At 71.3% G+C, this 27,000-nt stretch carries 23 protein-coding genes; 5 read left to right on the top strand and 18 right to left on the bottom strand.

What is annotated here, in order from left to right:
* Nucleotides 1-8: 8 nt before the first annotated feature.
* The 4 genes from ACZ60E_RS21955 to ACZ60E_RS21940 all read right to left on the bottom strand — a co-directional run bounded on the left by ACZ60E_RS21955 (nt 9) and on the right by ACZ60E_RS21940 (nt 3,210).
* Nucleotides 9-1,097, bottom strand: a complete 1,089-nt coding sequence (locus tag ACZ60E_RS21955; protein ID WP_384804464.1) for a YlbL family protein — start codon at nt 1,095-1,097, stop codon at nt 9-11.
* A 69-nt stretch (nt 1,098-1,166) separates the two neighbouring features.
* On the bottom strand, nt 1,167-1,331 hold the full coding sequence (locus ACZ60E_RS21950; protein WP_189773698.1) for a hypothetical protein: 165 nt from the start codon (nt 1,329-1,331) through the stop codon (nt 1,167-1,169).
* A 104-nt stretch (nt 1,332-1,435) separates the two neighbouring features.
* Nucleotides 1,436-1,897, bottom strand: coding sequence for a molybdenum cofactor biosynthesis protein MoaE (locus ACZ60E_RS21945; protein ID WP_469442503.1), 462 nt, complete (start codon nt 1,895-1,897; stop codon nt 1,436-1,438).
* Nucleotides 1,898-2,046: 149 nt separating this feature from the next.
* Entirely contained in the window at nt 2,047-3,210 is a 1,164-nt protein-coding gene (locus tag ACZ60E_RS21940) for an SDR family oxidoreductase (protein ID WP_385834463.1), read from the bottom strand.
* Between the two features lie 190 nt (nt 3,211-3,400).
* Here ACZ60E_RS21940 and ACZ60E_RS21935 point away from each other — a divergent pair, with 190 nt between their 5' ends.
* Both ACZ60E_RS21935 and ACZ60E_RS21930 read left to right on the top strand, forming a co-directional pair.
* Entirely contained in the window at nt 3,401-4,855 is a 1,455-nt protein-coding gene (locus ACZ60E_RS21935; RefSeq protein WP_453792285.1) for a zinc-dependent metalloprotease, read from the top strand.
* Entirely contained in the window at nt 4,852-5,373 is a 522-nt protein-coding gene (locus ACZ60E_RS21930) for an NUDIX hydrolase (protein WP_469442501.1), read from the top strand. Before ACZ60E_RS21935 ends, ACZ60E_RS21930 begins: the two co-directional genes overlap by 4 nt.
* A gap of 144 nt (nt 5,374-5,517) precedes the next feature.
* Here the strand turns inward: ACZ60E_RS21930 and ACZ60E_RS21925 are convergent, their stop codons facing one another.
* The 4 genes from ACZ60E_RS21925 to ACZ60E_RS21910 form a co-directional block, all read right to left on the bottom strand.
* Complete coding sequence (locus ACZ60E_RS21925) at nt 5,518-6,273, bottom strand: AIM24 family protein (protein WP_469442500.1); 756 nt, start codon at nt 6,271-6,273, stop codon at nt 5,518-5,520.
* Nucleotides 6,274-6,290: 17 nt separating this feature from the next.
* Entirely contained in the window at nt 6,291-6,971 is a 681-nt protein-coding gene (locus ACZ60E_RS21920) for an AIM24 family protein (RefSeq protein WP_107020137.1), read from the bottom strand.
* Nucleotides 6,972-6,984: 13 nt separating this feature from the next.
* Nucleotides 6,985-8,688, bottom strand: a complete 1,704-nt coding sequence (locus ACZ60E_RS21915; protein ID WP_469442496.1) for a TerD family protein — start codon at nt 8,686-8,688, stop codon at nt 6,985-6,987.
* A 151-nt stretch (nt 8,689-8,839) separates the two neighbouring features.
* Nucleotides 8,840-9,436 (bottom strand): M48 metallopeptidase family protein, encoded by a 597-nt coding sequence (locus ACZ60E_RS21910; protein WP_248777468.1) that lies wholly within the window; start codon nt 9,434-9,436, stop codon nt 8,840-8,842.
* A gap of 229 nt (nt 9,437-9,665) precedes the next feature.
* Here ACZ60E_RS21910 and ACZ60E_RS21905 point away from each other — a divergent pair, with 229 nt between their 5' ends.
* Both ACZ60E_RS21905 and ACZ60E_RS21900 read left to right on the top strand, forming a co-directional pair.
* Nucleotides 9,666-10,859 (top strand): ThiF family adenylyltransferase, encoded by a 1,194-nt coding sequence (locus tag ACZ60E_RS21905; RefSeq protein WP_469442495.1) that lies wholly within the window; start codon nt 9,666-9,668, stop codon nt 10,857-10,859.
* Nucleotides 10,852-12,285, top strand: coding sequence for an ABC1 kinase family protein (locus tag ACZ60E_RS21900; protein ID WP_469442494.1), 1,434 nt, complete (start codon nt 10,852-10,854; stop codon nt 12,283-12,285). Before ACZ60E_RS21905 ends, ACZ60E_RS21900 begins: the two co-directional genes overlap by 8 nt.
* 130 nt (nt 12,286-12,415) lie before the next feature.
* Here ACZ60E_RS21900 and ACZ60E_RS21895 read toward each other — a convergent pair whose 3' ends face one another.
* From ACZ60E_RS21895 to ACZ60E_RS21880, 4 genes are all read right to left on the bottom strand, one after another.
* Nucleotides 12,416-12,739 (bottom strand): hypothetical protein, encoded by a 324-nt coding sequence (locus tag ACZ60E_RS21895; RefSeq protein WP_189769140.1) that lies wholly within the window; start codon nt 12,737-12,739, stop codon nt 12,416-12,418.
* Nucleotides 12,736-13,104 carry a WhiB family transcriptional regulator gene (locus ACZ60E_RS21890; RefSeq protein WP_384804485.1) on the bottom strand — a complete coding sequence of 123 codons (369 nt, stop codon included), beginning with the start codon at nt 13,102-13,104 and terminating at the stop codon, nt 12,736-12,738. Before ACZ60E_RS21890 ends, ACZ60E_RS21895 begins: the two co-directional genes overlap by 4 nt.
* A 175-nt stretch (nt 13,105-13,279) precedes the next feature.
* The gene (locus ACZ60E_RS21885) at nt 13,280-13,594 is read right to left on the bottom strand and encodes a hypothetical protein (protein ID WP_385834455.1); all 315 of its coding nucleotides are present in this window, start codon (nt 13,592-13,594) and stop codon (nt 13,280-13,282) included.
* Between the two features lie 162 nt (nt 13,595-13,756).
* Nucleotides 13,757-15,988 (bottom strand): ATP-dependent DNA helicase UvrD2, encoded by a 2,232-nt coding sequence (locus ACZ60E_RS21880; RefSeq protein ID WP_469442492.1) that lies wholly within the window; start codon nt 15,986-15,988, stop codon nt 13,757-13,759.
* A 196-nt stretch (nt 15,989-16,184) separates the two neighbouring features.
* Between ACZ60E_RS21880 and ACZ60E_RS21875 the strand changes: the two genes are divergently transcribed.
* On the top strand, nt 16,185-16,427 hold the full coding sequence (locus tag ACZ60E_RS21875) for a mycoredoxin (protein ID WP_384804491.1): 243 nt from the start codon (nt 16,185-16,187) through the stop codon (nt 16,425-16,427).
* Nucleotides 16,428-16,458: 31 nt separating this feature from the next.
* Here the strand turns inward: ACZ60E_RS21875 and nudC are convergent, their stop codons facing one another.
* The 6 genes from nudC to ACZ60E_RS21845 form a co-directional block, all read right to left on the bottom strand.
* The gene (gene nudC / locus ACZ60E_RS21870; protein WP_199854922.1) at nt 16,459-17,406 is read right to left on the bottom strand and encodes an NAD(+) diphosphatase; all 948 of its coding nucleotides are present in this window, start codon (nt 17,404-17,406) and stop codon (nt 16,459-16,461) included.
* 94 nt (nt 17,407-17,500) lie between these two features.
* Nucleotides 17,501-18,904 (bottom strand): dipeptidase, encoded by a 1,404-nt coding sequence (locus ACZ60E_RS21865; protein WP_384804493.1) that lies wholly within the window; start codon nt 18,902-18,904, stop codon nt 17,501-17,503.
* Between the two features lie 10 nt (nt 18,905-18,914).
* Entirely contained in the window at nt 18,915-22,442 is a 3,528-nt protein-coding gene (locus ACZ60E_RS21860) for a UvrD-helicase domain-containing protein (RefSeq protein WP_469442490.1), read from the bottom strand.
* 214 nt (nt 22,443-22,656) lie between these two features.
* On the bottom strand, nt 22,657-26,202 hold the full coding sequence (locus ACZ60E_RS21855; RefSeq protein ID WP_469442488.1) for an ATP-dependent helicase: 3,546 nt from the start codon (nt 26,200-26,202) through the stop codon (nt 22,657-22,659).
* Nucleotides 26,199-26,420, bottom strand: a complete 222-nt coding sequence (locus ACZ60E_RS21850) for a hypothetical protein (protein ID WP_469442486.1) — start codon at nt 26,418-26,420, stop codon at nt 26,199-26,201. Before ACZ60E_RS21850 ends, ACZ60E_RS21855 begins: the two co-directional genes overlap by 4 nt.
* A gap of 48 nt (nt 26,421-26,468) precedes the next feature.
* Entirely contained in the window at nt 26,469-26,873 is a 405-nt protein-coding gene (locus tag ACZ60E_RS21845) for an MGMT family protein (protein WP_384804499.1), read from the bottom strand.
* Between the last annotated feature and the right edge of the window lie 127 nt (nt 26,874-27,000).

Here is a 27,000-nt window from a genome sequence, read left to right as displayed (position 1 = left end):
GACACGACCTAGGCGCATTTCGGCAGGTCGTCCGTGTCGCCGCCACGGATGTCCTTGAGGGCGCTCACCGCGTCGTCGATGGTGTCGACCTTGACGAGCGTGAGCCCGTCGGGGACGTCACGGGCGGCGGCCTCGCAGTTGTCCTTCGGCGTCAGGAAGTACTGGGCGCCCTTGGCGCGGGCGCCGACGGTCTTCATCTCGATACCGCCGATCGGGCCCACCTTGCCCTCGTCGGTGATCGTGCCGGTGCCGGCGACGAACTTGCCGCCGGTGAGGCTCCCCGGGGTCAGCTTGTCGACGATGCCGAGGGCGAACATCAGACCGGCGCTGGGGCCGCCCACGTCGGCGAGCTTGATGTCGATGGTGAACGGGAAGGTGTGGTCGGTCCCCGCCTCGATGCCGACGATCGCCCGGTCCTCACCGCTGTCGTGGGACTTGGCGGTGGTGAGCGTGATGTCCTCGGTCCTGGTCGCCGTCTTCTTCTCCTTCAGGGCGGCGGCCTGTTCCTTGGCCGGCACGACCGTGAAGACGACCTTGTCGCCCGCCTTGTGCTTGGTGACCAGCTTCGCGACGTCGTCGTACGCCTTCACCGTCGTACCGTCGACGGCCTTGATCACGTCACCGGCGTGCAGCCTGCCCTCGGCGGGGGTGTCCTTGACGACGGTGGAGACGATCACCCAGGACTTCACCGGGATGCCGACCTCCTTGAGCGCCGCGACCTTGGCGCTCTCCTGGGACTGGCTGAACTCCTCGGCGTTCTCCTGCGTCGACTGCTCCTCCGTCTTGCCGTCGGGGTAGAGCGTGTCGTGCGGAACCACCTTGTTGTCGTGTGCCAGCCAGCCGTACACGGCTTCGACGAGGTTCATGTTGTAGTCGGCGCTGGTGACCCGGACGGTGGTCATGTTCAGATGACCGCTCGTCGGGTACGTCTTGCGGCCGGTGATGTGGAGCACAGGCTCGCCGTCGTGCTCGCCGAGCGTGTTCACCGTCGGACCCGGTGACATCTCCGAATACGGCACATTGATGAAGACTCCCGCGCACAGGAGCGCGATCAGCATCAGGGTGGAGGCGAGCATCGTCGCGGTGCGGCGTGGCATGGAACGACAGTACGGGACAGCACTGTCAACGCACCGTCGGGGCCGCCCGTCCGGGGGTCCGACGGCCGGTCAGGCGTCGGAGTGCGACTTCTCCATGGCCTCGCGGAAGCGTGTGTAGCCGGCGAGCTCGTGACCGTCACCGATGGTCTTGCGGTTCCGTCCCGCCCAACTGCCCCAGGCGCCGGCACCGATCGCGGCGAAAAGCGGAATCAGCAACCAGGCGAGCGCTGCCATGCCGACCTCCCAACCCCATGAACCACCGCAACTGACTGATCAGCAGATTAACCATCTGCTTGCTTAACGCTCACGGCAGGGGTCTGGTTACGCAACCGGAGCGGTCAGCAGGCACCGACCCATTCGTCCGTGCCGTCGGAGAACGTCTGGTGCTTCCAGATCGGGACCTCGTGCTTCAGGTCGTCGATCAGTTTCCGGCAGGCCTCGAAGGCCTCCCCGCGGTGCGGGCAGGAGACGGCGACGACCACCGCGAGATCGCCCACCCGCAGGTCACCGACCCGGTGCACGGCGGCCAGCGCCCGTACCGGGTACTCCGCGACGACCTTCTCCGCGACCCGCCGCATCTCGGCCTCGGCACTGGGGTGGCAGGAGTATCCGAGGGCGTCGACGTCCGCTCCCCCGTCGTGGTTGCGCACGGTCCCCACGAAGAGCGCGGTCCCTCCGGAGGCGTCGTCACCGACGGCCCGGAAGACCTCGTCCAGGGAGAGGTCGGTCTCCCGGATCGCCAGAAGCTTGATGGGGTCCTGTGCCGCCTGCTCACCGGGATGGTCGCTCATGGGTGCCATGCCCCCATCGTGCCCCACCCCGTCGGCCCCGTGGAACGGCACTTTCACACGCTTACGCGCGCGTGGAGTCGGAGCCTCCTACAGGACCGCGTTCGGGCACCGGCCCGCGGAGCCTCCCTTTTCGGCGCCGTCCCGGCTCCGGCACCGGCTCAGATCCGCCGCCGGGCCTTCCGCGCGCGCCGTACCAGCGCGGCCGTGCCCAGCAGGGCGACCGTCGCCCCCGCGGCTCCCGCCGCCGTGGCGTCCTTGCGGCCGAGCCGCCGTCCGGCGAGGGTGTGCCGCCCGGCGACCTCGCCCAGGAGCTCGGCGAGCACCTCCTCGTTGGTCCACCGGGGGCGCCACCCGGCATCGTGCAGCCGGCTCCCGCTGACCACCCAGGGGTACATCGTGTACGCGAGGTCCCCGGCCGGCGACGGGGTGAGCCCGATGCGGTGGAGCCGGGCCGCGGCGCCCAGGGCGACGGCGGAGGGCAGCTCCATGCGCCGGATGCCGCTGAGCTCCTCGACCTCCTCCTGCTCCAGCCATCCGTCGCAGCCGACGGCCAGTTCCCCGTCGACCTTCTCCAGGGCGGCGTACTCCAGAGCGGCGCACAGGTCCTCGACATGGCAGAACTGCCAGGCGGGCCGGGAACCGGCGACGACCAGGAGGCGAGGCGACTCGAAGTACCTGGTCAGCGCGGTGTCGGTGCCTCCGACGAGCACGGCGGGGCGTACGACGGTGACGTTCAGCCCGGGGTGCGCGCGGGGCGCCCGCCGGGCGAGCCGCTCGACCTCCAGCAGGTCCCCGACCCCCGTGGCCTCGGCGGTGGCCCGCAGTTCGGCGTCCTCGGAGAGGGGCAGTTCGTTGTCGGGCAGCGCTCCGTAGACCATGGCCGACGTGCACAGCACGACACGGTGGACCCCGGCAGCGGCGGCGGCCGTGAGCACGGTCTGGGTGCCCCGCACGTTGTACGCCGTACGCGCCGCCGGATCCGTCTCAAGATCGAGGTCGAGGGCCAGGTGCACCACGACGTCCGCCCCGCGCAACTTCTCGGCGATGGCCGGGTCCCGGACGTCGAGGATGTGCCACTGCGCGCCCGCGCACTCGCCGCGCCGCTCGTCGATGGCGATGACCTGCTTGATCTCGTCGCAGGCGACGAGCCGCTCGGTGAGCATCGCGCCGATCCCGGCCGCGGCACCGGTGATCGCCACGACGGGCCCGCGCACGGCGGATGTCCCGTCGGCGCGCTGCGCCGCAGGTGAGGGCCGATGTTCGGGTGACGGGTGGGTTGAGAGGTTTCGCGCTGCGCGAACCTGTGGATCTGGGGAACTCACCAGGCGTCTCCAGCGGTTGTCTTCAGTAAGAACGCGAGTGACGCGTACGTACCAGGTGGCATCCATCCTGCCGCAGCCGCCGAGTCGGCGACGCACCGAGGCCCGAACCGGTTGTGGTGTCTACGCTGGGTGGTGATGCAGGGCAGCCGCCGTCGGAGCGAACCGGCGGCCTTAACAGCCGAGGAATCCCGTGAGTGACACCCCATTCGGATTCGGCCTTCCGCCGGAGGAGCCGGAGAACGGCGACGAGGGCAAGAAGAAGGACCAGCAGAGCGGTGGTGGTCAGGGACCTGCCAACCCGTTCGGTTTCGGGCCCGGCGGACCTGGAGGCGACAACCCGCTCGCAGCCATGTTCGGTTCGCTGAACCCCAACGACCTGGGCGCCGCGTTCCAGCAGCTGGGCCAGATGCTCTCGTACGAGGGCGGCCCGGTGAACTGGGACATGGCCAAGCAGATCGCCCGCCAGACGGTCTCCCAGGGAACCTCCGACGGCACGAAGGACGCGAGCGTCGGCCCCTCCGAGCGCGCCGCCGTCCTGGACGCGGTGCGGCTGGCCGACCTGTGGCTGGACGACGCGACGTCGCTGCCGTCCGGCGCCACCTCCGCGGTGGCCTGGAGCCGCGCGGAGTGGGTCGAGGCGACCCTGCCCGTGTGGAAGGAGCTCGTCGACCCGGTCGCCGAGCGCGTCGGCGCGGCCATGGGCGATGTCCTGCCCGAGGAGATGCAGGCCATGGCGGGCCCGCTGCTCGGCATGATGCGTTCCATGGGCGGCGCCATGTTCGGTACGCAGATCGGACAGGCCGTGGGCGTGCTCGCGGGCGAGGTCGTCGGCTCGTCCGACGTCGGCCTGCCGCTCGGCCCGGCCGGCAAGGCCGCGCTGCTCCCGCTGAACATCGAGGCCTTCGGCAAGGACCTGGGGATCGCCCAGGACGAGGTGCGCCTCTACATCGCCCTGCGCGAGGCCGCCCACCAGCGCCTCTTCGCCCACGTGCCGTGGCTGCGCTCGCACCTGTTCGGCGCGGTCGAGGGGTACGCGCGCGGGATCAAGGTCGACACGGCGAAGCTGGAGGACGTGGTCGGCCAGTTCGACCCGCAGAACCCCGAGGAGCTGCAGCAGGCTCTCCAGCAGGGCATGTTCCAGCCGGAGGACACTCCGGAGCAGAAGGCCGCGCTGGCCCGTCTGGAGACGGCTCTCGCGCTCGTCGAGGGCTGGGTCGACGCGGTGGTCCACTCGGCCGCGAAGCCCCGTCTGTCGTCCGCCGACGCGCTGCGCGAGACGCTGCGCCGCCGCCGCGCCACGGGCGGCCCTGCCGAGCAGACGTTCGCCACGCTGATCGGCCTGGAGCTGCGTCCGCGCAGGCTGCGGGACGCCTCGCGCCTGTGGGCCTCGCTCACGGACGCGCGCGGGGTCGACGGCCGGGACAACCTGTGGGAGCACCCGGACATGCTGCCGACCGCCTCCGACCTGGACGACCCGGACGGCTTCGTGCACCGCGAGCAGCTGGACTTCTCCGAACTCGACAAGATGCTCGGCGAAGCAGCGAGCGGTTCACCCGAAAAGCCCAACCTCACCAAGGACGAGAGCGAGCCCCAGGACAAGAACGTCCAGGACAAGGACGACGACAAGGGCGACAACGACAAGTGACCCTGTACGACAACGCCGTCCTGGTCCTGAAGGACATCGAGGGCCAGGAGGAGCTGCGGCAGGCCTACCTCGACCATCTTCAGGCCCATCCGGACGGCATGTGGAAGGCCTGCACGGCAGGACACGTCACGGCGAGCGCCCTGGTGATCGACCCCGGGCAGGGCAGGGTGCTGCTGACGCTCCACAGGAAGCTGCGGATGTGGCTCCAGATGGGCGGTCACTGCGAACCCGGGGACACCACTCTGGAGGCCGCGGCCCTGCGTGAGGCCACGGAGGAGTCAGGCATCGCGGGTCTGACGCTGCTCCCGGGCGGACCCGTCCGGCTCGACCGGCATCCCATCCCGGCACCGTGCCACTGGCACTTCGACGTCCAGTACGCGGCCGTGGCCGAGCCGGGCGCCGTCCAGGAGATCAGCGACGAGTCCCTGGACCTGCGCTGGTTCGCCTACGACGAGGTGGCACAGGTGGCGGACGACTCGGTCGTACGTCTCCTCGACGCCACACGGGCAAGGCTCTGAACAGGCGCGTGTAAGGGGCGGTCGCCGTAGCGACCGCCCCTTACGCAGTGCCCCGTCAGGGGCGCGGGGAACTGCGCGACAAGCCCCCACCGGACCGGCACCCGTCCACCGGCGCTCGGTCCCCTTCCCCCGGACCCGGAGGGCCTAGCTCCAGACATTCCCCTGGTTCTGCCCCCGGGCCCCCTGCTGCCCCACTCCGTACTGGGCCCCGATCCCGGACCCGATGACGGCGTTCTGCGGCGGCAGCATCTCGCTGGGCTGGACGAGCACGTACCCCTGGCCCATGAAACTGAGCTCCCAGCCCTCCCCCGTGTTGCCACGGCGGCGGAACACTCCGGAGGAATGCGTCTGGGCCTGCATCTGTACGCGCAGACTCGTGGACCAGGCGACGATCGCGTCCGCGTCGCAGTTGACGTACTTGTCCGGCGTGACCTGCATCATCAGGGGCATGCCCGAGGTCATCAGGGCGACCTTGCCGCGCCCGGTGATGTTGAGCTGGTACTTGCCGGATCCGGAGATGCCGTACTGGCTGTCCACGGCGATCACCTCGTGGTGCAGCGCGGAGTCCATCGCCAGGACGTACGTGCTGTCCACGGTGAGACCGTCCTGGTCCACGTCCACCACATGGATGTGCTGGGCGAGGTTGGCCAGGAAGACGGTGCCCTGCCCGTGGCAGCGCATCAGGTCGAGGCCCTCACCGGTGTGGGCGCGCGACCGCTGCTGGCCGGTGTTCTGGTACTCGGCGTCGAACTCCACGAGGCCCTGGTAGGCGACCATGGTGCCCTTGCGGGCGAGCACGTCGTCGTGGCCCTCCAGGAGGACGCGCAGCATCTGCTTGTTCTGCAGGCTGTAGCGGTCCTGGGACTGCTGGTCGTTGTAGGCGAAAAGCGAGCTCTGCATGATGTGTGTCCTCCCCCTCAGCCCCGTACCCGGAGGCGGTCGGTGCTGTCCTCGCTGGGCTGGACGACGACGATGCCCTGTCCGGAGAAGGCCATCTGGAAGGCCTCGCCGCTGCCCCGCCCTATCAGCGACTGCGCCTTGAAGCTGCGCTTGCCCTTCACCTTGAGGTTCGGGGACCAGGCGACGAGCGCGTCCGGGTCGACGTACGTCTCGTCCTCGCCACCGCCGCAGTCGACGACGATGGGCTTGCCCCGGGAGGTCAGCGCGACCCAGCCCTGCCCGGAGATCTTGGTGTTCCACAGCCCCTGGCCGGCGAACTTCGCCAGTCCCTTGACCCGCTCGACGCCCCACGTCAGATGGGCGTCGAAGGCGAGCAGGTTGGTGGCGTTGACGGAGATCGCGTCGCCGTTGAGGTTGATGACGACGACGTTCGCCCCGTAGTCGGAGAGGTAGAGCAGGCCGTCTCCGGAGCACTTCATCAGGGGTGCGCCCTCGCCGGTCATCCAGTCCTTGGCGATCTGGCGCACGGCCGGCGGATTGGGCTCGTACTGGACGAAGCCTTCGTAGGCGACCATCGACCCCACGCGCGCGAGGAGGTCGTTTCCGGTCTGCATGGCGACCTTGAGCATGTGATTGCCGTGGTTCTCCATGCGCGCGGCAACGGGTGCCGGGGCGAAGCCCGCGAGTTGCTGGATCATGAAACGGGCTCCCTCAGACCTCGTACGGCTGGACGACGATGAAATTGCCGGGGGCGCCGCGGAACTGGAGGTTCACGCTCTCCCCGGTGTCGCCCGGATAGGCGTTGCGGCGCATGCGCACCTGGCTGGAGACGATCACCTGGGAGGCGGCGGACCAGGCGACGACGGCGTTGCAGTCGGCGAACGTCGTCGGTGTCACGGGCAGGACCACGGGCACGCCACGCGTCTTGACGACGATCGTGCCGGTCCCCTGGAACTGCATCGTGAACAGGGCGCCTCCGGGGATGCCGTGCCCTTCGATGCGACGGACCTCGTACTGCAGCGTCTCGTCGAAGGCCAGGACGTTCTCCGCGGAGACGCAGACGGCGTCTCCCTGCAGCTCGATGGGGTGCAGCATGGCGCCGTTCTCCGCGAGGAAGACCTGGCCACGGCCCGAACAGCGCATGAGCTGCATCTCCTGGCCGGTCGCGTTGCCCACGAGCCGGCCGGCGAACCCGGCACCCTTGTAGCTGAAGTCGACCTTGCCCTGGTAGAGCACCATGCTGCCCTGGCGGGCCAGTACGGCCTGGTCGCCGCCCATGCCGAGGTCGACGCGGACCATCTTCTTGTTCTGCTGGGTCCAGCGCTGCCCGGTGGGCGTCTCCTTGTAGGCCTGCAGCGCCGCGGTGACACCGGCGCCGCCCTGGGGGGCGCCCTGCGGCACTCCGTATCCGGCGGGCGCGCCCGGTGCGCCGGGCTGACCCGGCACCTGACCGAACGGCGGCTGCTGTCCGTAGCCCGGCGGCGGACCCTGTTGGCCGTACCCCGGAGGCGGGGGAGGTGCGTGGGGCGCCTGGGGCTGCCCGTAGCCGGGCGGCAGGGGTGCGGTCTGGCCGGGGGCCTGGCCGTACGGGGGCTGCTGGCCCGGCTGTCCGTACGGCGCCGGAGCGGGTGCCGGCGGCGGTACGGGAGCGCCACCGGGCGGGGTCAAGGGCGCGATGATGGTCGGGGCGGCGTGCACCGGAGGCGCGGGCGCCGGTGGCGGCGTCTGACCCGGAGGCGGCGCGAAACCCTGAGCGGGCTGCGGCGCCGCAGGGGCGGGCGCGGCATGGCCTGCCGGGGCCCCGAACGCGGGCGGCGCGGTGGCCTGGGCCGGCGGCGCGAACGACGGTGCACCGGCCTGCGGCGCGGGCGCGGCGGCCGGCTCCTCCTCGGCGACCTCGCCGCCGAAGTTCTGCAGCAGCGCGTCGAGTCCGCCGTCGAAGCCCTGCCCGACCGCGGCGAAGCGCCAGACGTCCTTCAGGTAGAAGTCACCCAGCATCACGGCACGCTCGGTGGAGAATTCGGCGCCGGTGAACGCGTACCGGGCCACCTCCTCGCCGCCCGCCACGATCCGGATGTACCCGGGCGCGATCTGGGAGATCTGTCCCGCGCCGTCGACGGTCGCCGTGAACGACAGTTTCTGGATCTGCTGAGGGATCTTGTCGAGGGTGACGCGGAAGGACTCCGTGTCGCCCGCCTGGGCGCCGAGAAGCTGAATGGACTCCTCGGGGGACTTCGGCTGGTTGAAGAAGATGAAGTACCGGTCGTCCGAAAGCCGTTCGTCGGCGTCCAGACCGAAGCAGCTGATGTCGAAGGTCAGCCCCGGACCTGTGATCTGCACACCCACGTACAGATCGGTGCCCGCGGTGAGGTCACTGATCCTGGCCTTGTGGCCGCGTTGGAATTCCCTGGCCATGCGTAACGACCGTCCCCCATCCCGAATACAAGTGCGTCGCGTCAGGCTAACGGCAAAATCCAGCCGTGGCGGAAGCCGGTACAGACCCGGTACACAAACCCGCTCCCGGCGGTCCGGACAGGGCGTTCGGCGTCAGGCCCTCAGCCGCGCCTCACTCGCCGCGCGCCGCGGGCAGGTGGGGCAGCCGGTCGGCGGCGACCACTCCTTCGAGATAACCACGGGCCCGCTCGGTGCGCGGATAGGCCTCAAGGAGTCGCCAGAAATCGGCTCCGTGGCCCGGTACGAGCAGATGCGCGAGCTCATGGACGAGGACGTAGTCGACGACGTACTCGGGCATGCCCTGCAGCCGGTGCGAGAGGCGGATACTGCCCTCGGCCGGGGTGCACGAGCCCCAGCGCGTGTTCTGATTGGTGACCCAGCGCACCGAGGTGGGCCGGGCCCGGCCGTCGAAGTACAGCTCGGAGAGCCGTGCGGCACGCTCGGACAGCTCCGTGTCGCCGAGCACCCGCTTGTTCTCCTGGGCGGCCAGCTTGTCGAGCATGACGGTGACCCAGCGCTGCTCCTCCGCCTCGGACATCCGGGCGGGAATGAGCACGACGGTGCGATCGCCCTCACGGTACGCGGAGACCGTTCTGCGCCGTCGCGCGCTCCTGCGGACCTCGATCGCGCTCGCCCCCGAGCCGCTGGGCGGCTGGCTCGTCGTGCTGCGCTGTGGGTTTCCGGCACGGTGCAGTGGGTCGGCGGGCACGCCCCGACGTTACCCGTTGCGCATGCTGGAAGTCCCGTCTCCGGTACGCATCGATGCCGAACCGCACCCCACGCGCTCGATTTGTACGACGAACATCCACCGCCTGTGGATAACTTTCGGCACGCGCCGGGCAATGCGGGCATCCTGGCATTCGGCCGACGGAGCGGGACGAACTCCGCCGGCGCACCGGGACACCGGGACGACAACGGGGACGTACGGGGGGCGCTGCATGCATCCGATGGTGAAGCCCGCGCTGCGGCGCGGCTGGCGGGATCTGAACACCGTGCAGTTCGGGATGGTTCCCGCGCACGCGATGGTGCTCGGCCCGGTGGACACGGCGACGGGCAGCCTCCTGACCTTGTTCGACGGAACACGCGGGCTGCCGCTGCTGCGCGACGAGGGACGCAGGATGGGCCTGCCCGACGGCCATGTCGACGGTCTGGTGGAGCGGCTGTCCCGGGCCGGACTGTTGGACGACGCGACGGGCGGCGGCCCGGCCGCCGACGCCCTGCGCGGAAAACCGGCCGTCCTGGACCGGCTCCGGCCCGACGCCGCCTCGCTCTCCCTCGTCGCTCCCGATCCGGGCGAGGCCATGCGCCGGCTGGCGGCCCGCCACGCACTGCGCGTTCAGGTGCGGGGCGCGGGCAGGGTCGGGGCCGTCCTGGCCGCGGCGCTGGCGGGCGCGGGCGTCGGCCGGGTCGATGTACAGGACGGCGGCTGCGTCGAACCCTGGGACGTGGCGCCGGGCGGACTGACCGTGGAGTCCGTCGGCGAGCGCAGGGACGAGGCCGCACGGCGCGCGGTGCGCAGAGCGGCCCCCGGCCGGCCGGTCCGCCGAGGAGGCGCCGGGTCCGCTCCCGGGCCGGACGACCCGGGCTACTCCCTGGTGATCGTCGCGCCCCGGGACGGCCTCGCCGTCCACGCGCCCGATCCGGCGGTCTTCGAGCCGCTGATCGACTCCGGTACGCCGCATCTCTTCGCCGGGGTCGTGGAGGGGACGGGCGTCGTCGGCCCGCTGGTCCTTCCCGGAGAGACCTCCTGCGTGGGCTGTCTGGACCTGGGACGCACCGACCGGGATCCCGCCTGGCCCCGCCTTCTCGCCCAGTGGCGCTCCGGGCGGCCCCGCCAGGTTCCGGCATGCGATCTGACCCTGGCGGCCACGGTCGCGGGGCTGGCCGCGGGGCACGCGCTGGCCTTTCTGGACGGGGGGCTACCGTCGAGTGCGGGAACCCGCTGGGAGGTCTCGGTGCCCGGTTTCGACTGGCACGCCCGCCCGGTGTGGCAGCATCCCGCATGCCCCTGCGGGCCCGGGGAGAAAGGTAAGGGGGAGCAGACCTCGGAAGACGAAGGGCCGCACGAGACAATGGCCGGGCAACAGCCGCACGCGGCACGGCTGTCCGGTACTTGGAGGGCGCATGTCTGATCTTCCCCGGAAGGCGGTCACCCGGACCGCCAAGCTCGCCGCGCTTCCGCTCGGCTTCGCCGGGCGCGCCACCTGGGGACTCGGCAAACGGATCGGCGGCAAGTCCGCGGAGCTCGTGGGCCGCGAGCTGCAGCAGCGGACGGCCGAGCAGCTGTTCAAGGTGCTCGGCGAGCTCAAGGGCGGCGCCATGAAGTTCGGACAGGCCATGTCCGTCTTCGAGTCGGCTCTTCCCGAGGAGGTCGCGGGCCCCTATCGCGCGGCGCTCACCAAGCTCCAGGAAGCGGCCCCGCCGATGCCGACGCGCACGGTGCACACCGTGCTGGCCGAGCGGCTGGGCAAGGACTGGCAGGACCTGTTCCTGGAATTCGAGGACAAACCAGCCGCGGCGGCCTCGATCGGACAGGTGCACCGGGCGGTCTGGCACGACGGCCGGCAGGTCGCGGTCAAGGTCCAGTACCCCGGGGCGGGCGAAGCCCTGCTGTCCGATCTGAACCAGCTGAGCCGTTTCGCCCGGCTGCTGGGGCCGCTGATCCCGGGCATGGACATCAAGCCGCTCATCGCGGAACTGCGCGACCGGGTCTCCGAGGAACTCGACTACGGCCTGGAGGCACAGGCGCAGCAGGCGCACGCGGAGGAGTTCGCGGACGACCCGGACGTGCTGGTGCCAGCAGTGGTCCATCAGCGCGAGCAGGTGCTGGTGACGGAGTGGATCGACGGAACGCCTCTGTCCGAGGTGATAACCGACGGCACTCCGGAGGAGCGGGACCGGGCCGGTCAGCTCCTCGCCCGCTTCCTCTTCTCCGGCCCCTCCCGTACCGGCCTGCTCCACGCCGACCCGCACCCGGGTAACTTCCGCCTCGTGCCGGACGGCAGTCCCGGCGGTTCCGGCAGTTCCGGCGGTTCCGCCGACAGGAGCGGCTGGCGGCTGGGGGTCCTGGACTTCGGCACGGTGGACCGCCTGCCCGACGGGCTGCCGTCGACGATCGGTGAATCACTCCGCATGACCCTCGACGGCGAGGCGGAGGCCGTCTACGAACTGCTCCGCGAGGAGGGCTTCGTCAGGGAGTCCATAGAACTGGATCCGGACGCCGTCCTCGACTACCTGCTCCCCATCATCGAACCGGCCCAGCTCGACGAGTTCACCTTCAGCCGGGGCTGGATGCGCAGCCAGGCGGCCCGGGTCGCCGATCCCCGCTCCCCCGCACACCAGCTGGGCAAGCAGCTCAATCTGCCCCCGGCGTATCTGCTGATCCACCGGGTGACCCTGAGCACGATCGGCGTGCTGTGCCAGCTGGGAGCGACGGTCCGGCTGCGGCAGGAGCTCGAAGAGTGGCTTCCCGGCTTCCTGCCGGACGCGGAGCCGGATCTGGACACGGATCTGGAACTGGATCTGGATGAGGAGGAGGACTCGGCAGCCGGGGCCTGAGCTCTTCCCGAGCGTTCGCGGAGCGAAGCGACGGGAGGCGACGGGAGGCACAACGCACCGCGGGGGCCGGTCCGTTCGGACCGGCCCCCGCGATCAGCGGTTGTTCGTGCTGCCTCTCGGCCGGTGGGTCTTACTGCATGACCGCCATGGCCAGAGCACGGCGGGCACGCAGCGACGCGCGCTCGGCGCGGCGCTGCATACGGCGGGCGACCACCAGGCGCATGGCCCGGCGTTCACGCTCCGCCTCCTGGATTCGCTCGTGCATATGCGCACGCGCGAGAGCTTCTGGAATGAGTTGCATCTCTCGGGTCCTGTTCTGACGCGAGTCGTTCGCGCCGGTGGCAGTGAAGTCTGGGATCGCGGAGCCGGTGGGCTCGCCGGTGGACGGCTTCATCGGGGCCTGTTTCTTGGGGTCGTGCGTCAGGGGGCGATCGATCGTTCCTGTGATGTTCATGCCGCAACCGGGTTCTTGCGCGGGCGGCCACGCGGCCGCTTCCGGGCGACAACGACACCCTGGACGAAGAGCTCGCCGCCCCAGACACCCCAGGGCTCACGCCGCTCCTTGGCACCGGCGAGGCAGGCCTCGACCAGCGGGCAGGTACGGCAGAGGGACTTGGCGTACTCGACATCGGCCGGCGACTCGGCGAAGAAGACCTCCGGGTCGTACGAACGGCAGGGGACGGGTACGCCGAGGTTCTCGATGGCGTCGTCGAGCGCGGTCAGCGCAGTGAGCGGGATCAAGGTGGAGTCCTCCGTGGAACCGGGCGGGGTGATCGTTTCGGAAGGCGGTACGGACGGGGCGTGCGCTTCGAGTTGCACGGTTGGTCTTCCTCGTCTGGTCGTGCCGGCCGGGTCGGCCGGTTGGCGGCTGGTACCGGGGTTTTTTCTTGTCCCGAGGCCCCTTCGCTCCGTCGTCCCCGGTCGGGGACAAACAGAAGGGCCGCGGATCCCGGGTGGGGTTCCGCGGCCCTGAAGGCGCCGGCCTGATCGTCGATCAGGCTGGATCACTCCAGGGGTCAGGCCCACGGAAGGCCCACATCGTGTGATGCGTCTGCTGGTTGGCTCCGGCACCGGCCGCCTCAAAGGCATAGGCCTTCGCCTGTGCCTCTACTGCTTCCAGTGCCTTCATCGGTCGCTCATTGCGCTCGCGGACAGGGAGTGTCGCGAGAGACACGGGGGACGCCGGCCGAATGGCAGCGATGCCGGACAGACCGGTGCCCAGGTTCGAGAAGCCGAGCAGGCACGTGGAGACGACCGAGCGATCGGTCATTTTGGCGGTGCTGGCGGAGCTGGTGGTGATGCTGATCACTGGAATCGCCTCCTCTCGGCGTCTCTGGGACCGGGCGAGCCGGTCCTTCGGTTGTTAAGTACAGCACGAAACCTGGGCCTTCGAGAAGGCCGCCGTTTCCGTGCTCTAGAACTTATGGGGATTGCTGGGGCATGCGCAAACTATTTTCTCGACGAGTTTGAATCATTCCTCGCCTTCACCGGTATCAGGCTCTTGACCTGCACAGATGGCGAGTACGTCGGTTCCGTAGCGGTTGAGCTTGCGGGCACGGACGCCCGGGATGCGGGCCAGCTCAACCGGAGTGGACGGCACCGCTTCCGCGATGGCCATCAGCGTCTTGTCCGTGAAGACGCAGAAATCCGGCTGCCCGCTCCCCTGGGCCTGGACCGCACGCCAGTCGCGCAGCCGCTCGTAGAGCCCTTCGTCCATGTCGGAGGGGCAGTCCTCGCAGCGCATCAGCTTCATCTCGCCGGCGTCGTTGAGGGTGCGACCGCAGACCCGGCAGCGGGCGGGGGTGCGGCTGGTCCGCCGGGGTGCGTCGGGGACGCTGCCAACGGCCCCGCGCTCGATGCCGCCGGGCCCGCCGGGGCCGGTCGCGCCCCTGCGGCCCGCGGTGGTGACGGAGCCGGGCCGCAGGCCGTCGAGGAAGCGGCTGGGCCGCCGGTTGGGGCGGCCACCGGGTGAGCGGGACTGCGACCAGGAGACGGAGAGGTGCTGTCTTGCGCGGGTGACACCGACGTAGAGGAGGCGGCGCTCCTCCTCGATCTGGTCGTCGGTCTTGGCGTAGGAGATCGGCATCATGCCCTCGGCGACGCCGACCAGGAAGACGACGTCCCACTCCAGGCCCTTGGCGGAGTGGAGGGAGGCGAGGGTGACGCCCTGGACGGTCGGGGCGTGCTGAGCGCCGGCGCGCTCTTCGAGTTCGGCCACGAGGTCGCCGAGGGTGGCGTCGGCCCGGGCGGCGGCGAAGTCCTGGGCGAGGTTCGCGAGGGCGGCGAGGGATTCCCAGCGCTCCCTGACGGCGCCGGAGCCCGCCGGTGGCTGGTGGGTCCAGCCGTCCCCGGACAGCACCGCCCGCACCTGCGAGGGCAGGTCGGGGGCGTCGTCGAGGAGTGAGTCGTTGCCCCCGAAGCGGGCCGCGCCGCGCAGGGCGTGGATGGCCCGCTTGACCTCGGGGCGGTCGAAGAAGCGTTCGGCTCCGCGCAGCTGGTAGGGCACGGCGACATCGGCGAGGGCCTGTTCGTAGATCTCGGACTGCGAGTTCGTACGGAAGAGGATCGCGATCTCGCTCGCGGGGGTGCCGGAGGCCATCAGGTCGCGGATGCGCCGGGCGGCGCCTTCGGCCTCGGCGGGCTCGTCGGCGTACTCCGCGTAGCCGGGCTCGGGGCCCGCGGCGCGCTGGGAGATCAGCTCCAGCCGGTGGTCGGCGGCGCGACCGCGGGCCTGGGCGAGCAGGCCGTTGGCGAGGTGGACCACCTGAGGGGTGGAGCGGTAGTCGCGGACGAGCTTGACGACGGTGGCGCCGGGGTGGCGGGTGCGGAAGTCGAGGAGGTGGTCGGGGGTGGCGCCGGTGAACGAGTAGATGGTCTGGCTGGCGTCGCCGACGACGCAGAGGCTGTCGCGCTCGCCGAGCCACAGTTCCAGGAGGCGCTGCTGGAGGGGGCTGACGTCCTGGTACTCGTCGACCACGAAGTGCTGGTACTGGGCGCGGACCGCTTCCGCGATGTGGTGCTGGTCCTGAAGGATGCCGACGGTCAGCAGCAGGACGTCCTCGAAGTCGATGACGCCGCGGCCCCGCTTGATGTCCTCGTACGCCGCGTAGAGCTGTGCGATCTCGGCGCGGTCGCGCGGGGCCTCGCGGCCGGCCTTCACGGCCGCCGCCGCGTAGTCGGCGGGGATGGTTTGGGTGACCTTGGACCATTCGATCTCGGCGGTGACATCGCGCAGTTCGCCGCGGTCGAGACGGATGCGGGAGGCGGCAGCGGCGTCGGCGACGAGCTGGATCTTGCGGTCGACGATGCGGGGCAGGCTGCCACCGACCGCTTTCGGCCAGAAGTACTGGAGCTGGCGCAGTGCGGCGGAGTGGAAGGTGCGGGCCTGGACCCCGGAGGCGCCGAGCTGGCGGAGACGGCCGCGCATCTCGCCCGCGGCCCGTGCGGTGAAGGTGACGGCGAGGACGCTGGAGGGCTGGAGGATCCCTGCCCGCACCCCGTAGGCGATGCGGTGGGTGATGGCACGGGTCTTGCCCGTGCCGGCTCCCGCGAGCACGCAGACCGGGCCGTGCAGGGCGGTGGCGACCTCACGCTGCTCGGGGTCGAGCCCTTCGAGCACCGCGTCGGCCCCACTCGGCGGTGCCGGGTACTGAGAGCCGTGGGTGCCCTGCGGGAAAAGGGTGGAGTGCGATGCTGCTGTCACCCCGCCATGCTGCCAGGTCGGCCGGGACGGATGCGCCGGTTGTCCACAGGCAGCCGCTCGCAGTCGTACTTATACGGCAGGCGCCGCCCGTCCCCGCGTCGCCCCTGCCCGCCCGCGCACGGGAATGGCAGACCGGTCGCGTACGTTCCCCTCACTGCGAACACGCACCTCCCTGCAGCGAAGGAGCACGAGAGACATGCCGGGCACTGTGACGATGTACAGCACCACGTGGTGCGGCTACTGCCGTCGGCTGAAGAGCCAGATGGACCGCGAGGGCATCACGTACGACGAGATCAACATCGAGCACGACCCGGCGTCCGCGGAGTTCGTGGAGAAGGCGAACGGCGGAAACCAGACAGTTCCCACCGTCCTCTTCCCCGACGGCTCGACGCTGACGAACCCTTCGCTGGCCCAGGTGAAGCAGAAGATCGGCGCCTAGGACCTGTCCCCGGTCCCGGGCGCCGGCCGCCTCAGGTGGCCGCTCCGCGCGTCGGCAGGGGCTTGCCATACCAGAGCTCGATCAGACGGGCCGCAATCGAGATGCCGTACGGAGGCAGGACCTCCCCGGACTCGAAGGCGGCCCGCAGGTCTTCGCGGGAGAACCAGCGCGCTTCCTCGATCTCCTCGCCGTCGACATTGATCTCCGCCGAGGTCGCGCGGGCCATGAAGCCCAGCATGAGGCTGGAGGGGAACGGCCAGGGCTGGCTGGCGACGTACTCGACCTCGCCGACGGTGATGCCGGCCTCCTCGAACACCTCGCGGCGGACCGACTGCTCGATGGACTCACCGGGCTCGACGAAGCCCGCGAGGGTGGAGAAGCGGCCTTCGGGCCAGTGCACCTGGCGGCCGAGCAGGATGCGGTCCTCGTTGTCCGTCACGGCCATGATCACGGCCGGGTCGGTGCGCGGGTAGTGCTCGGCACCGCAGGCGGGGCAGCGGCGGATGTGACCGGCCGCGGCGATCACCGTGCGCTCACCGCAGCGGGAGCAGAAGCGGTGCAGGCGCTGCCAGTTCTCCAGGGCGACCGCGTGCACCATGAGGCCCGCGTCACGGGGTGACAGGAGCAGGCCCGCCTCGCGCAGACCCGCCGCGCGCGCGGACTGGTCCATGCGGCCGGGCAGGGTGTCCTTCTGGAGGGCGAAGTAGCTCACGCCGTCGTCGTCGGTGCCGAGGAAGTAGCGGTGCGCCTCGGTGAGGGGCGCTTCGAAGGACGGGGTCATGACGAGTTCGGTGGTGCCGTCGGGCGTCTCGTCGATGAGGACCTGACCGCCGGAGACCACGAAGGCCCGGGTGGTGGGGTGGCTCCACGCCGCGGCGAGCCAGGCCTCGTCGAGCCGGTGGTGGGCGGCCCGGTCGATGCCGCTCGGGGCGGTGAGCGAGATGGGACGGTCGGCGGTGCGGTCGGTCCAGGTGGTCACGGGTGCTTCCAACTCCCCCGGTGAAACGGTTGGTTCGGCGGGCTGTTCAGCCGGATGTCCGGTTGTACGGCAGGACGGGTGCGGCGGGGCTTCTTCAGTGTGCATCTCGCCAGTTCCGGGCCAGATCGCCCCACAGGTAGGCGGAGGTCTCGACGCCTTTGAGGAGGAGGTCCAGTTCGACCTTCTCGTTCGGGGCGTGCCAGCCGTCGGACGGGACCGAGATGCCGAGGAACAGCACGGGGGCGGCGAGGACGTCCTGGAGGTCCGCGGCGGGCCCCGATCCGCCCTCGCGGGTGAAGCGGATCTCCTTCTCGAAGGCGCGGCCCATGGCGCGTACGACGGACTGCAGGGCGGGATGGTCGAGCGGTGTGAGGCACGGACGCGTGGCGGCGCCGAAGGTGATCTCGTGGCGGATCCCGGCGGGCAGCTGCTCGGCGGCCCAGGCGCGGACGGCCTTCTCGATGTGGTCGGGGTCCTGTCCGGCGACGAGCCGGAAGGAGAGTTTGACCATCGCCGAGGACGGGACGATCGTCTTGTTGCCGGGGCCCTGGTAGCCGCCGCCGATGCCGTTGACCTCGGCGGTCGGGCGGGCCCAGACGCGCTCCAGGGTGGTGTGGCCGCTCTCTCCGTGCGTGGCCGTGGACCGGGCGGTACGCAGCCAGCGCTCCTCGTCGAAGGGCAGCTCGGCGAAGAGCTCCCGCTCGCGGTCGGTGAGTTCGGTGATGCCTTCGTAGAACCCGGGGATCGCCACGCGCGCGTGCTCGTCGTGCAGCGCGGCGACGAGGCGGGCGACGGCGGTGGCCGGATTGGGCACGGCACCGCCGAAGGAGCCGGAATGGATGTCCTGGTCGGGTCCGTACAGCTGGATCTCGCACTCGGCGAGGCCGCGCATGCCGGTGCACACCGTGGGGGTGTCCTCGGACCACATGCCGGTGTCGGAGACGATCACCGCGTCGGCGGTCAGCCGGTCCTTGCGGGCTTCTACGAGGTCACGGAAGTGCGGGGAGCCGGATTCCTCCTCGCCCTCGATCAGCAGCTTCAGATGGACCGCGGGGGTCGTGCGGCCCGTGGCGGCGAGGTGGGCCCGAACGCCGAGTGTGTGGAAGAACACCTGCCCCTTGTCGTCGGCGGCCCCGCGCGCGTGGAGTCGGTTTCCGCGGACGACGGGCTCGAAGGGGTCGGTGTCCCAGCCGTCCTCGCGAGCGGCGGGCTGTACGTCGTGGTGGCCGTAGACGAGGACCGTGGGTGCCTGCGGGTCGTCCGAGGGCCATTCGGCGAAGACCGCGGGTGCGCCGGGGGTCGACCAGACCTCGCAGGTCGGGAAGCCCGTCTCCCGTAGTTTCGCGGCGAGCCAGTCGGCGCTGCGCCGTACGTCCGCGGCGTGCTCGGGCTGGGCCGAGACGGACGGGATGCGCAGCCATTCGGCGAGGTCGTCGAGGAAGGCTGCGCGGTGCTGCTCGGTGTACGCGCGGACGGCGCTGTCCGGAGTCTTGCTCATGGTCACGAGCCTATCCGTCCACGCGCGCGTGCTGGTCCGGCGGTTCGTCGGGAACCCCTTCGGGTGGTTCTTCCAGGAGGAGGCGTTCCAGCGCGGCCCGGTCCGGCAGGCTCTTGGGGCGTACGACCTCGCCGGTGCGCACGTACAGGAAGGCGGCCCGTACGGATTCCAGGGGGACGCCGCGCTGCTCGGCCCAGGCGAGCCGGTAGACGGCGAGCTGGAGCGGATCGGCGGTGCGGGTGCGGCTGGTCTTCCAGTCGACGATCTCGTACGTCGTCGTCGCCTGCCCGGCTCCGTGCTCGTCTGCCCCTTCCTTGTGGGCGCCTTTCGTGTGGACCTCTTCCTTGTAGACCGCGTCGATCCGGCCCCGTACGACGCGGCCGGCGATGGCGAGCTGGAAGGGGGTCTCGACCCGGTAGGGCGTGCGGTGGGCGTAGGGGGTGCGGTCGAAGGCGTCCTTGAGGGCTTCCAGGTCGCGTTCGTCGGCGATCTCGGCCTCGCTGCCGGGCAGGTCCTCCGGCTCCAGCATCGGGAGGCGCAGCTCTTCGAAGCGGGCCTCGACCCAGGCGTGGAAGCGGGTGCCCCGGCGGGCGGCGGGCTGGGGCGGACGCGGCATGGGGCGCGCCAGTTCCTGTGCGAACCCTTCCGGGTCGGCGGCCAGCCGCAGCAGCTGGGACGCGGTCAGGGAGGCCGGCAGGGGGACGTCCGTGACGCTCTCGCGGGCGCGCAGGAGCTCCCCGGTGAGGGCGTCGAGGTCGCGGTCCCAGGAGGCGATGGTGCGGGCTTCCTCCAGGGTGAGGCGCGAGGTCTCGGGAGGGTGCGGGCGGGCGTCCGGGGCGGGGCTGGGGTGCGGGACCGTCGGGCGGTCGGGGGTCACCGGGCGCTCCGGGGTCCACGCGTCCCAGTCGTCCGGGGCGTCGTCCGTGAAATCGGCCTCTTCGTAAGGAGGCTCGTCCTCCTCCGGCGGTGGCCAGTCCGGGTCGTCGTACGGGCCCGGGGCGTCGTGAGCGGAGGGGTGGGCCGTCTCGTGGGATTGGCCGGACTCCAGGTGGGCCAGCACCGTCTGTGCGGCCTCGCGGCGGCGGGCCATCGCCAGGTCGTCGAGCGGGAGCGGCCAGGCGTGGTCGCCACCGGCCGCCAGCAGCGCGGGGTTCTCCTCGTCCTCCTCGGGTGCGTCCTCCCAGGCCTCGATCTCGCCGTGCCCGGCCGCGCAGTGCTCGTACAGGGCGTGCAGGAAGTCGGACGGGCCGCGGGGCTTCTTCTGGGAGGGGCCCCACCAGTGACCGGAGCCGAGCAGCAGGGAGCGGGGGCGGGTGAAGGTGACGTAGCCGAGGCGGAGTTCCTCAGTGTGCTGGTGCTCCTTCATGGCCTCGTGGAAGGCCTTCATGCTGCGGGAGTCCCAGGCGTCGATGTCGGGCAGGGTGTCGGCGTCGCCGCGCAGTTCGTGCGGGAGGACCTTGCCCTGGGCGGTCCATTTCTCGCGGCCCTGGCCGCTGGGGAACGTGCCGGTGACGAGTCCCGGGACCACGACGACGTCCCATTCCAGGCCCTTGGACTTGTGCGCGGTGAGCACCTTGACGGTGTTCTCGCCGCCCGGCAGGGCGTTGTCGAGGCCCTTCTCGTACTGGGCCGCGGTGCGCAGGAAGCCGAGGAAGGCGAGCAGGGAGGCCTCGCCCTCGTTCGCGGCGAAGGAGGCGGCGACGTCCAGGAAGTTGGACAGGGTCTCGCGGCGGCGGGCGGCCAGCGCGTGCGGGGACGCGGAGAGCTCCACCTCCAGGCCCGTGGTGGCCAGCACCCGGTGCAGGACGTCCATGAGCGGGTCGGCGAGCGAGCGGCGCAGATCGCGCAGTTCGGTGGCGAGCCGCGCGAACCGTACGCGGGCGTCGGCCGAGAACGGCAGCCCGTCGTCGTCCCCGTCATCGCCGAGGGGCGTCTCCAGGAAGGTGTCGAGGGCGTCCGCGAGGGAGATCACCTCGGCCGGGTCGACGCCTTCGACGGCTGCGGCGAGCCGCAGGTCGGGGTCGTCGTCGGCGCCCACGCGTGCGTGGGACACGAGCAGCCGGGCGCGGCGGCCCAGGAGGGCGAGGTCGCGGGGGCCGATGCGCCAGCGCGGTCCGGTGAGCAGACGGACCAGTGAGGCGTTGGCCCCGGGGTCCTGGAGGACCTCGCAGACGGCGACCAGGTCGGCGACCTCGGGCAGGTGCAGCAGCCCGGAGAGCCCCACGACCTCCACCGGGATGTCCCGGGCGACGAGCGCGCCCTGGATCTGGGCGAAGTCGGTCGCGGTGCGGCACAGGACGGCGATCTCACCGGGGGCCTTGCCGGTGCGGACAAGATGGGCGATGGAGTCGGCGAGCCAGTCCATCTCCTCGGCGTGGGTACGCAGCAGGGCGCAGCGGACCATGCCGTCGCGCTCGGCGCCGGGGGCGGGGCGGAGGGCCTCCACGCCCGCGTGCATGGCGCGCAGGGGCTCCGCGAGGCCGTTGGCGAGGTCGAGGAGGCGGCCTCCGCTGCGGCGGTTCTCGCTGAGCGACTGGCGGGTCGCGGGGCGGCCGTCGGCGTGCGCGAAGTGTTCGGGGAAGTCGTCGAGGTTGGCCACGGAGGCGCCGCGCCAGCCGTAGATGGCCTGGCAGGGGTCGCCGACGGCGGTCACCGGGTGGCCCGTGCCGCCGCCGAACAGACCGGCCAGGAGGATGCGCTGGGCCACGGACGTGTCCTGGTACTCGTCCAGGAGGACCACCCGGAACTCGTCGCGCAGGATGCCGCCGACCTCGGAGCGGGTGCGGGCGAGGGTCGCCGAGAGGGCGATCTGGTCGCCGAAGTCGAGGAGGTCGCGCTCGCGCTTGGCCTTCCTGTAGCGGCTCACCAGCTCGGTCAGTTCACGCCGGGCGGCGGCGGTCTCCGGGACCTTGCGCAGATCGGCGTTGCTGAGCTTGGCGCCCTCCAGCTCGTGCAGCAGCCGGGCGTCGTACGCGCGCAGTTCCTCGGGCTGTACGAGGTGTTCCGCCAGCTCGGAGTCGAGGGTGAGGAGGTCGCCGACCAGGTCGGGGAAGGAGCGGGTGAGCGCGGGGTAGGGGCCCGGTGCCTCGCGCAGGACCCGGGCGGCCAGCTGGTAGCGCGTGGCGTCGGCGAGGAGGCGCGCGGTGGGTTCGAGTCCGATGCGCAGCCCGTGATCGGTCAGGAGGCGGCCGGCGAAGGCGTGGTAGGTGGAGATCACCGGTTCGCCCGGCGGGTTGTCCGGGTCGATCACGTCCGGGTTGGTGACTCCGGCCTTGATCAGGGCCTTCCGTACGCGCTCGGCGAGTTCGCCCGCCGCCTTGTTGGTGAACGTCAGGCCCAGGACCTGCTCGGGGGCCACCTGTCCGGTGCCGACCAGCCACACCACGCGCGCTGCCATCACCGTGGTCTTGCCGGAGCCTGCTCCGGCCACGATCACCTGCGGGGCGGGCGGGGCGACGATGCAGGCCGTCTGCTCCGGGGTGAACGGGATGCCGAGGAGCTCCTTGAGCTGCTCGGGATCGGAGATACGGGCTGGCACGTCAGAGAGGCTAGTCGCGCCCACTGACAGTCGGTGCCGATTCGGCGGCAGGGCCGAAGGATGCGCAGGTCAGCACACGTGGTGCTGTATGTCACTTCGCGGCGCTTCGTACACGGCAGACACCCTTTGGAGCGGATTGCCGCGGACACTTCGGCGCGGATCGCAGCGGATGTGGCGGACACCCCCGCGGACGGCTGCCCGGGGCTGTGCCCCGTCACTCGACGACGTGACGTCCTTCCGGGCGGGCGCTGCACGAGGCCCGGAAGGCGCAGTGCGTGCAGTGCTGGCCGGTCGTCGGCGTGAACCGTTCGTCGAGGACCTTGCCCGCGGCGGTGGCGAGGAGGTCGCCGACCCACTCCCCCTCCAGCGGCTCCTGGGCCTGCACCTTGGGCAGGGTCTCACCGCCGTCCTTCTTGGGGGCGCCCTGGCGCAGCTGGACGAGTTCGGCGCCGCCGGGCTCGGGGCGTTCGCCGTCGAAGACCTCGTCCACGGCACCCTCGCTGACGGCGAGCTGGTAGACGGCGAGCTGCGGGTGATGGGCCACGTCGGCGGCGCTCGGTGCCTGCTTGCCGGTCTTGAAGTCGACCACATAGGCGCGGCCCTCGGCGTCCCGCTCGACGCGGTCCATGGAGCCGCGGATGCGGACTTCGTAGGAGCCCGCTTCGAGGGTGACGTCGAAGTCGTGCTCGCTGGCCACCGGAGTGCGTTCGGCGCGGTCCATGACATGCCACTTCAGGAAGCGTTCGAGCGCCACGCGCGCATGCTCCTTCTCCTGCGCCGACTTCCAGGGTGCGTCGAAGGCGAGCGCCTCCCACACGGAGTCGAGCCGCTCCATGAGGACGGCGAGGTCGGCGGGAGTACGGCCGGAGGCGACCTCGTCCGCCAGGACGTGCACCACGTTGCCGAAGCCCTGGGCGGCGGTCGCGGGGGCGTCCGCCTTCACCTCGCGGCCCAGGAACCACTGCAGGGCGCAGGTGTTGGCGAGCTGGTCGAGGGCGCTGCCGGAGAGCACGACGGGATGGTCGCGGTCGCGCAGCGGCACCTTGCTCTCGGTGGGTTCGTACATGCCCCACCAGCGGTAGGGGTGCGCGGACGGCACCAGGGGGCGGCCGTCCTCGTCGCCGAGCGCGGCGAGTCTGCCCAGACGGCGGGCCGCCGCCTCCCTGAGGGTGGCCGAGACGCGGGGGTCGACCGTGGTGGACCGCAGTTCCGCGACGAGCGCGGCGACGGACAGGGGGCGGCGGGGGCGGCCCGTTATGTCCTTGGGCTCCGTGCCGAGTTCGGTGAGGAAGCGGGACGGCTGGTCGCCGTCGTCCGCGGGGGCCTTCACGGCGGTGACGACGAGCCGTTCACGCGCGCGTGTGGCGGCCACGTAGAACAGGCGGCGTTCTTCGGAGAGGAGCGCTCCGGGGGTGAGCGGCTCCGCGAGACCGTCCCGTCCGATGCGGTCCGCCTCCAGGAGGGAACCGCGACGGCGCAGGTCGGGCCACAGTCCCTCCTGAACGCCCGCGACGACGACCAGGCGCCATTCCAGGCCCTTGGAGCGGTGCGCGGTCATCAGACGTACGGCGTCGGGGCGAACGGCCCTTCGGGTGAGCGTGTCGGCGGCGATGTCCTGGGCGTCGACCTCCTCCAGGAAGTTGAGGGCGCCTCGGCCGCCGGTGCGTTCCTCGGCGCGGGCCGCGGTCGCGAACAGCGCGCACACGGCGTCGAGGTCGCGGTCCGCGTTGCGGCCGGCCGCGCCGCCGCGCCGGGCGGCCCGCTCCAGGCGCTGCGGCCAGGGCGTGCCGTCCCACAGCTCCCACAGTGCCTCCTCGGCCGTGCCGCCCCCTGCCAGGCGCTCCCTTGCCTTGCGCAGGAGGGCGCCCAGGCGCTGGGCGCCGCGCGCGTACGAGGGGTCGTGGGCGACCAGCCGCTCCGGCTCGGCCAGTGCCCGTGCCAGCAGCTCGTCGGAGGGCGGTGGCACGTGGTTGCCCGCGGCGCGCTCCTCCTCGCGCAGGGCACGGCCCAGACGGCGCAGGTCCGCGGCGTCCATGCCGGCCAGCGGGGACGCGAGGAGGGTGAGCGCGGTCTCGACGTCGAGCCACGGCTTCTCCGGGACGGCCTGCTCCTCCCGGAGGGGCTGCTCCTGAAGGGACTGCTCCTGAACGGCTTGCTCCTCCGAGGCGGCCCGCTCCTCTGGGGCGGCCTGCTCCTCTGAGGCGGGTCCCTCCGACGCCGTCTCGCCCGAGGTGGGCTCTCCGGAGAGGGGCCCTTCCGAAGTCGCGTCTTCGGAGGGAGCGATCTCAGGAGAAGGGGTCTCAGGAGAAGACGTCTCGGAGGAAGGGGGCTCGGCTGAAGGGGTCTCGCGGGCGGGAGGCTCCCCCAGTTCCGCCGCGGCCACCGCCTTGAGGGCCGACAGCAAGGGCGTCACCGCCGGTTCGTGGCGCAGCGGCAGGTCGTCGCCGTCGATGTCGAGGGGGACGCCGGCCGCGGTGAGCGTGCGGCGGATCGTCGGGATGGTGCGGGAGCCGGCACGTACCAGGACGGCTATGTCCTTCCACGGAACGCCGTCCTCCAGGTGGGCGCGACGCAGGATGTCCGCGATGTTGTCCAGCTCCGTACCGGAGGTCGGGTACGTGTAGACCTCCACCTGGCCGCCGTCCCGTACGGGGGCGAGTTCCCTGTGGGCGCGTACCTTCTCCGCCGGGAGGCGGGTCAGGGGCATGCGCTGGGTCAGCAGCCGGGTGGCCGCCAGCAGGCCCGCGCCCGACCTGCGGGACGTCCTCAGGACCTCGACCGGGGCCGGTGTGCCGTCCACACGTGGGAAGACGTCCGGGAACTCCAGGATGCCGTTCACGTCGGCGCCCCGGAACGCGTAGATCGACTGGTCGGGGTCGCCGAAGGCCACCAGCGTGCGGCCACCGCCCGCGAGCGCGTCCAGGAGCCGCAGCTGCGCCGGATCGGTGTCCTGGTACTCGTCCACGAAGACGGCGTCGTACTGCTCGGCGAGCCGTTCGGCCACTCCGGGACGCCGGGCGAGCAGCACCGCGCGGTGCACCAGTTCCGCGTAGTCGAGCACTCCCTGCATGTCGAGCACGTCGAGGTACTCGGCGAGGAAGGCGGAGGCGGCCAGCCAGTCGGGGCGGCCGATGCGCCGGGCGAAGGTCTGCAGGGCGTCGGGGCCGAGGCCCAGCTCACGGCTGCGGGCGAGGACCGCGCGGACCTCGTCGGCGAAGCCGCGCGTCGTCAGGCACGCGCGCAGTTCGTCCGGCCAGCGCACGTGGGCGAGGCCGAGCCGCTCCAGGCCGGGCTGGCCCGCGAGCAGTTCCCGTACCGCCACGTCCTGTTCGGGGCCGGAGAGCAGCCGCATCGGTTCCACGAACAGATCGGTGTCCTGGTGGGCCCTCACCAGGGCGTAGCAGAAGGAGTGGAAGGTCGTCGCCCGTGGCGCGCGGGCCGCTCCTATGCGCAGCGCCATGCGGTCGCGCAGTTCCACGGCGGCCTTGCGGCTGAACGTCAGCACCAGGATGCGCTCGGGGTCCGCGCCGCGGGCGATCCGGGCCGCCACGGACTCGACGAGCGTGGTCGTCTTGCCGGTGCCCGGACCTGCGAGGACGAGCAGCGGGCCCCCCTCGTGGTCAACCGCCGCACGCTGGGCTGCGTCCAGCAGAGGGGGAGCCACCCGTACCGGCGGGGTTCGCACCAGCCGGTAAGCGCCACGGGTCCCCTGTCGACCCTGGGGGTACGACAGGCGCCTGGTGGAGAAAGAGGAGCTCACGTGGTTCGCCGGTCCTGGTGGGTGTGCTGGGGATTGTCACTGTCGGCGCGGGACGCCGTCGGTGAGGGATCGTGCTCGGGCGACGGGTGGGAGATCGGCGGCGCGAGGCGGGCGGTGGCCGCGGGATGAACGGGACGCGTGCCGTCGACGCTACGCCGGTGGATGCCGTGGAAGCGGCGCTTCCCCGTGTTCCCTCCCAGCACCGGTGTCTCCCGCATCACGAACGTACGGCATGTCCCGGGCGTGCCCGCATTCCCTCGAACGGGTCACCCGTCGCTCTCCTGGCGGTTCGATGCCGGAAGCTGTCGGGTGTGACCCTCCGCACGATCACCGCCGTCCCATCTGGCCTGTTTCATGTCGATGCGCGGAAGGTGGCCTTCGGAGGCCCTGCTCGCGCCCTTGAGGGGCGTGCCTTCGGCCCGGTAGTGCTCCTGCGCGTCCAGTTCGTGGCCGGGGAGCAAGGTGCCGTCCGCGCGGACGACCCGCCACCACGGAACGGCTCCTCCGTAGAGGGCCATGACGCGTCCGACCTGTCGCGGACCGCCCTCCTCCAGCCATTCCGCGACATCTCCGTACGTCATGACGCGCCCGGGCGGGATCTGCTCGGCGACGTCGAGGACCCGCTCCGCGTACTCCGGCAAGGCGTCCGCCGGGAGGCTCTGCTCGCTCATCCGGTCCATCCTGCACCACCCCTCCGACAACGTGACGCGGCGGCGACTGTGTGTATCCCTCGCTCCGGCACAGCGCTTCGGGCAGACTGTGCGCCCCCGCATTGCACCCTGATGCCCCCCTGTGTCA

It is taken from the genome of Streptomyces sp. NPDC102514 (genome assembly GCF_055584525.1).
The sequence above is the reverse complement of the archived record's forward strand: the minus strand, read 5'-3'. Positions and strand labels throughout refer to the sequence as shown.

What these genes read in the sequence shown, in the direction of transcription:
- ACZ60E_RS21900 (WP_469442494.1), top strand. Translation starts at nt 10,852, where the DNA reads ATGTCTGATCTTCCCCGGAAGGCGGTCACCCGGACCGCCAAGCTCGCC.
- ACZ60E_RS21945 (WP_469442503.1), bottom strand. Translation starts at nt 1,897, where the DNA reads ATGGCACCCATGAGCGACCATCCCGGTGAGCAGGCGGCACAGGACCCC.
- ACZ60E_RS21865 (WP_384804493.1), bottom strand. Translation starts at nt 18,904, where the DNA reads ATGAGCAAGACTCCGGACAGCGCCGTCCGCGCGTACACCGAGCAGCAC.
- ACZ60E_RS21950 (WP_189773698.1), bottom strand. Translation starts at nt 1,331, where the DNA reads ATGGCAGCGCTCGCCTGGTTGCTGATTCCGCTTTTCGCCGCGATCGGT.
- ACZ60E_RS21920 (WP_107020137.1), bottom strand. Translation starts at nt 6,971, where the DNA reads ATGATCCAGCAACTCGCGGGCTTCGCCCCGGCACCCGTTGCCGCGCGC.
- ACZ60E_RS21845 (WP_384804499.1), bottom strand. Translation starts at nt 26,873, where the DNA reads ATGAGCGAGCAGAGCCTCCCGGCGGACGCCTTGCCGGAGTACGCGGAG.
- ACZ60E_RS21875 (WP_384804491.1), top strand. Translation starts at nt 16,185, where the DNA reads ATGCCGGGCACTGTGACGATGTACAGCACCACGTGGTGCGGCTACTGC.
- ACZ60E_RS21955 (WP_384804464.1), bottom strand. Translation starts at nt 1,097, where the DNA reads ATGCCACGCCGCACCGCGACGATGCTCGCCTCCACCCTGATGCTGATC.
- ACZ60E_RS21895 (WP_189769140.1), bottom strand. Translation starts at nt 12,739, where the DNA reads ATGAACATCACAGGAACGATCGATCGCCCCCTGACGCACGACCCCAAG.
- ACZ60E_RS21905 (WP_469442495.1), top strand. Translation starts at nt 9,666, where the DNA reads ATGCATCCGATGGTGAAGCCCGCGCTGCGGCGCGGCTGGCGGGATCTG.
- ACZ60E_RS21925 (WP_469442500.1), bottom strand. Translation starts at nt 6,273, where the DNA reads ATGCAGAGCTCGCTTTTCGCCTACAACGACCAGCAGTCCCAGGACCGC.
- ACZ60E_RS21915 (WP_469442496.1), bottom strand. Translation starts at nt 8,688, where the DNA reads ATGGCCAGGGAATTCCAACGCGGCCACAAGGCCAGGATCAGTGACCTC.
- ACZ60E_RS21850 (WP_469442486.1), bottom strand. Translation starts at nt 26,420, where the DNA reads ATGCGGGAGACACCGGTGCTGGGAGGGAACACGGGGAAGCGCCGCTTC.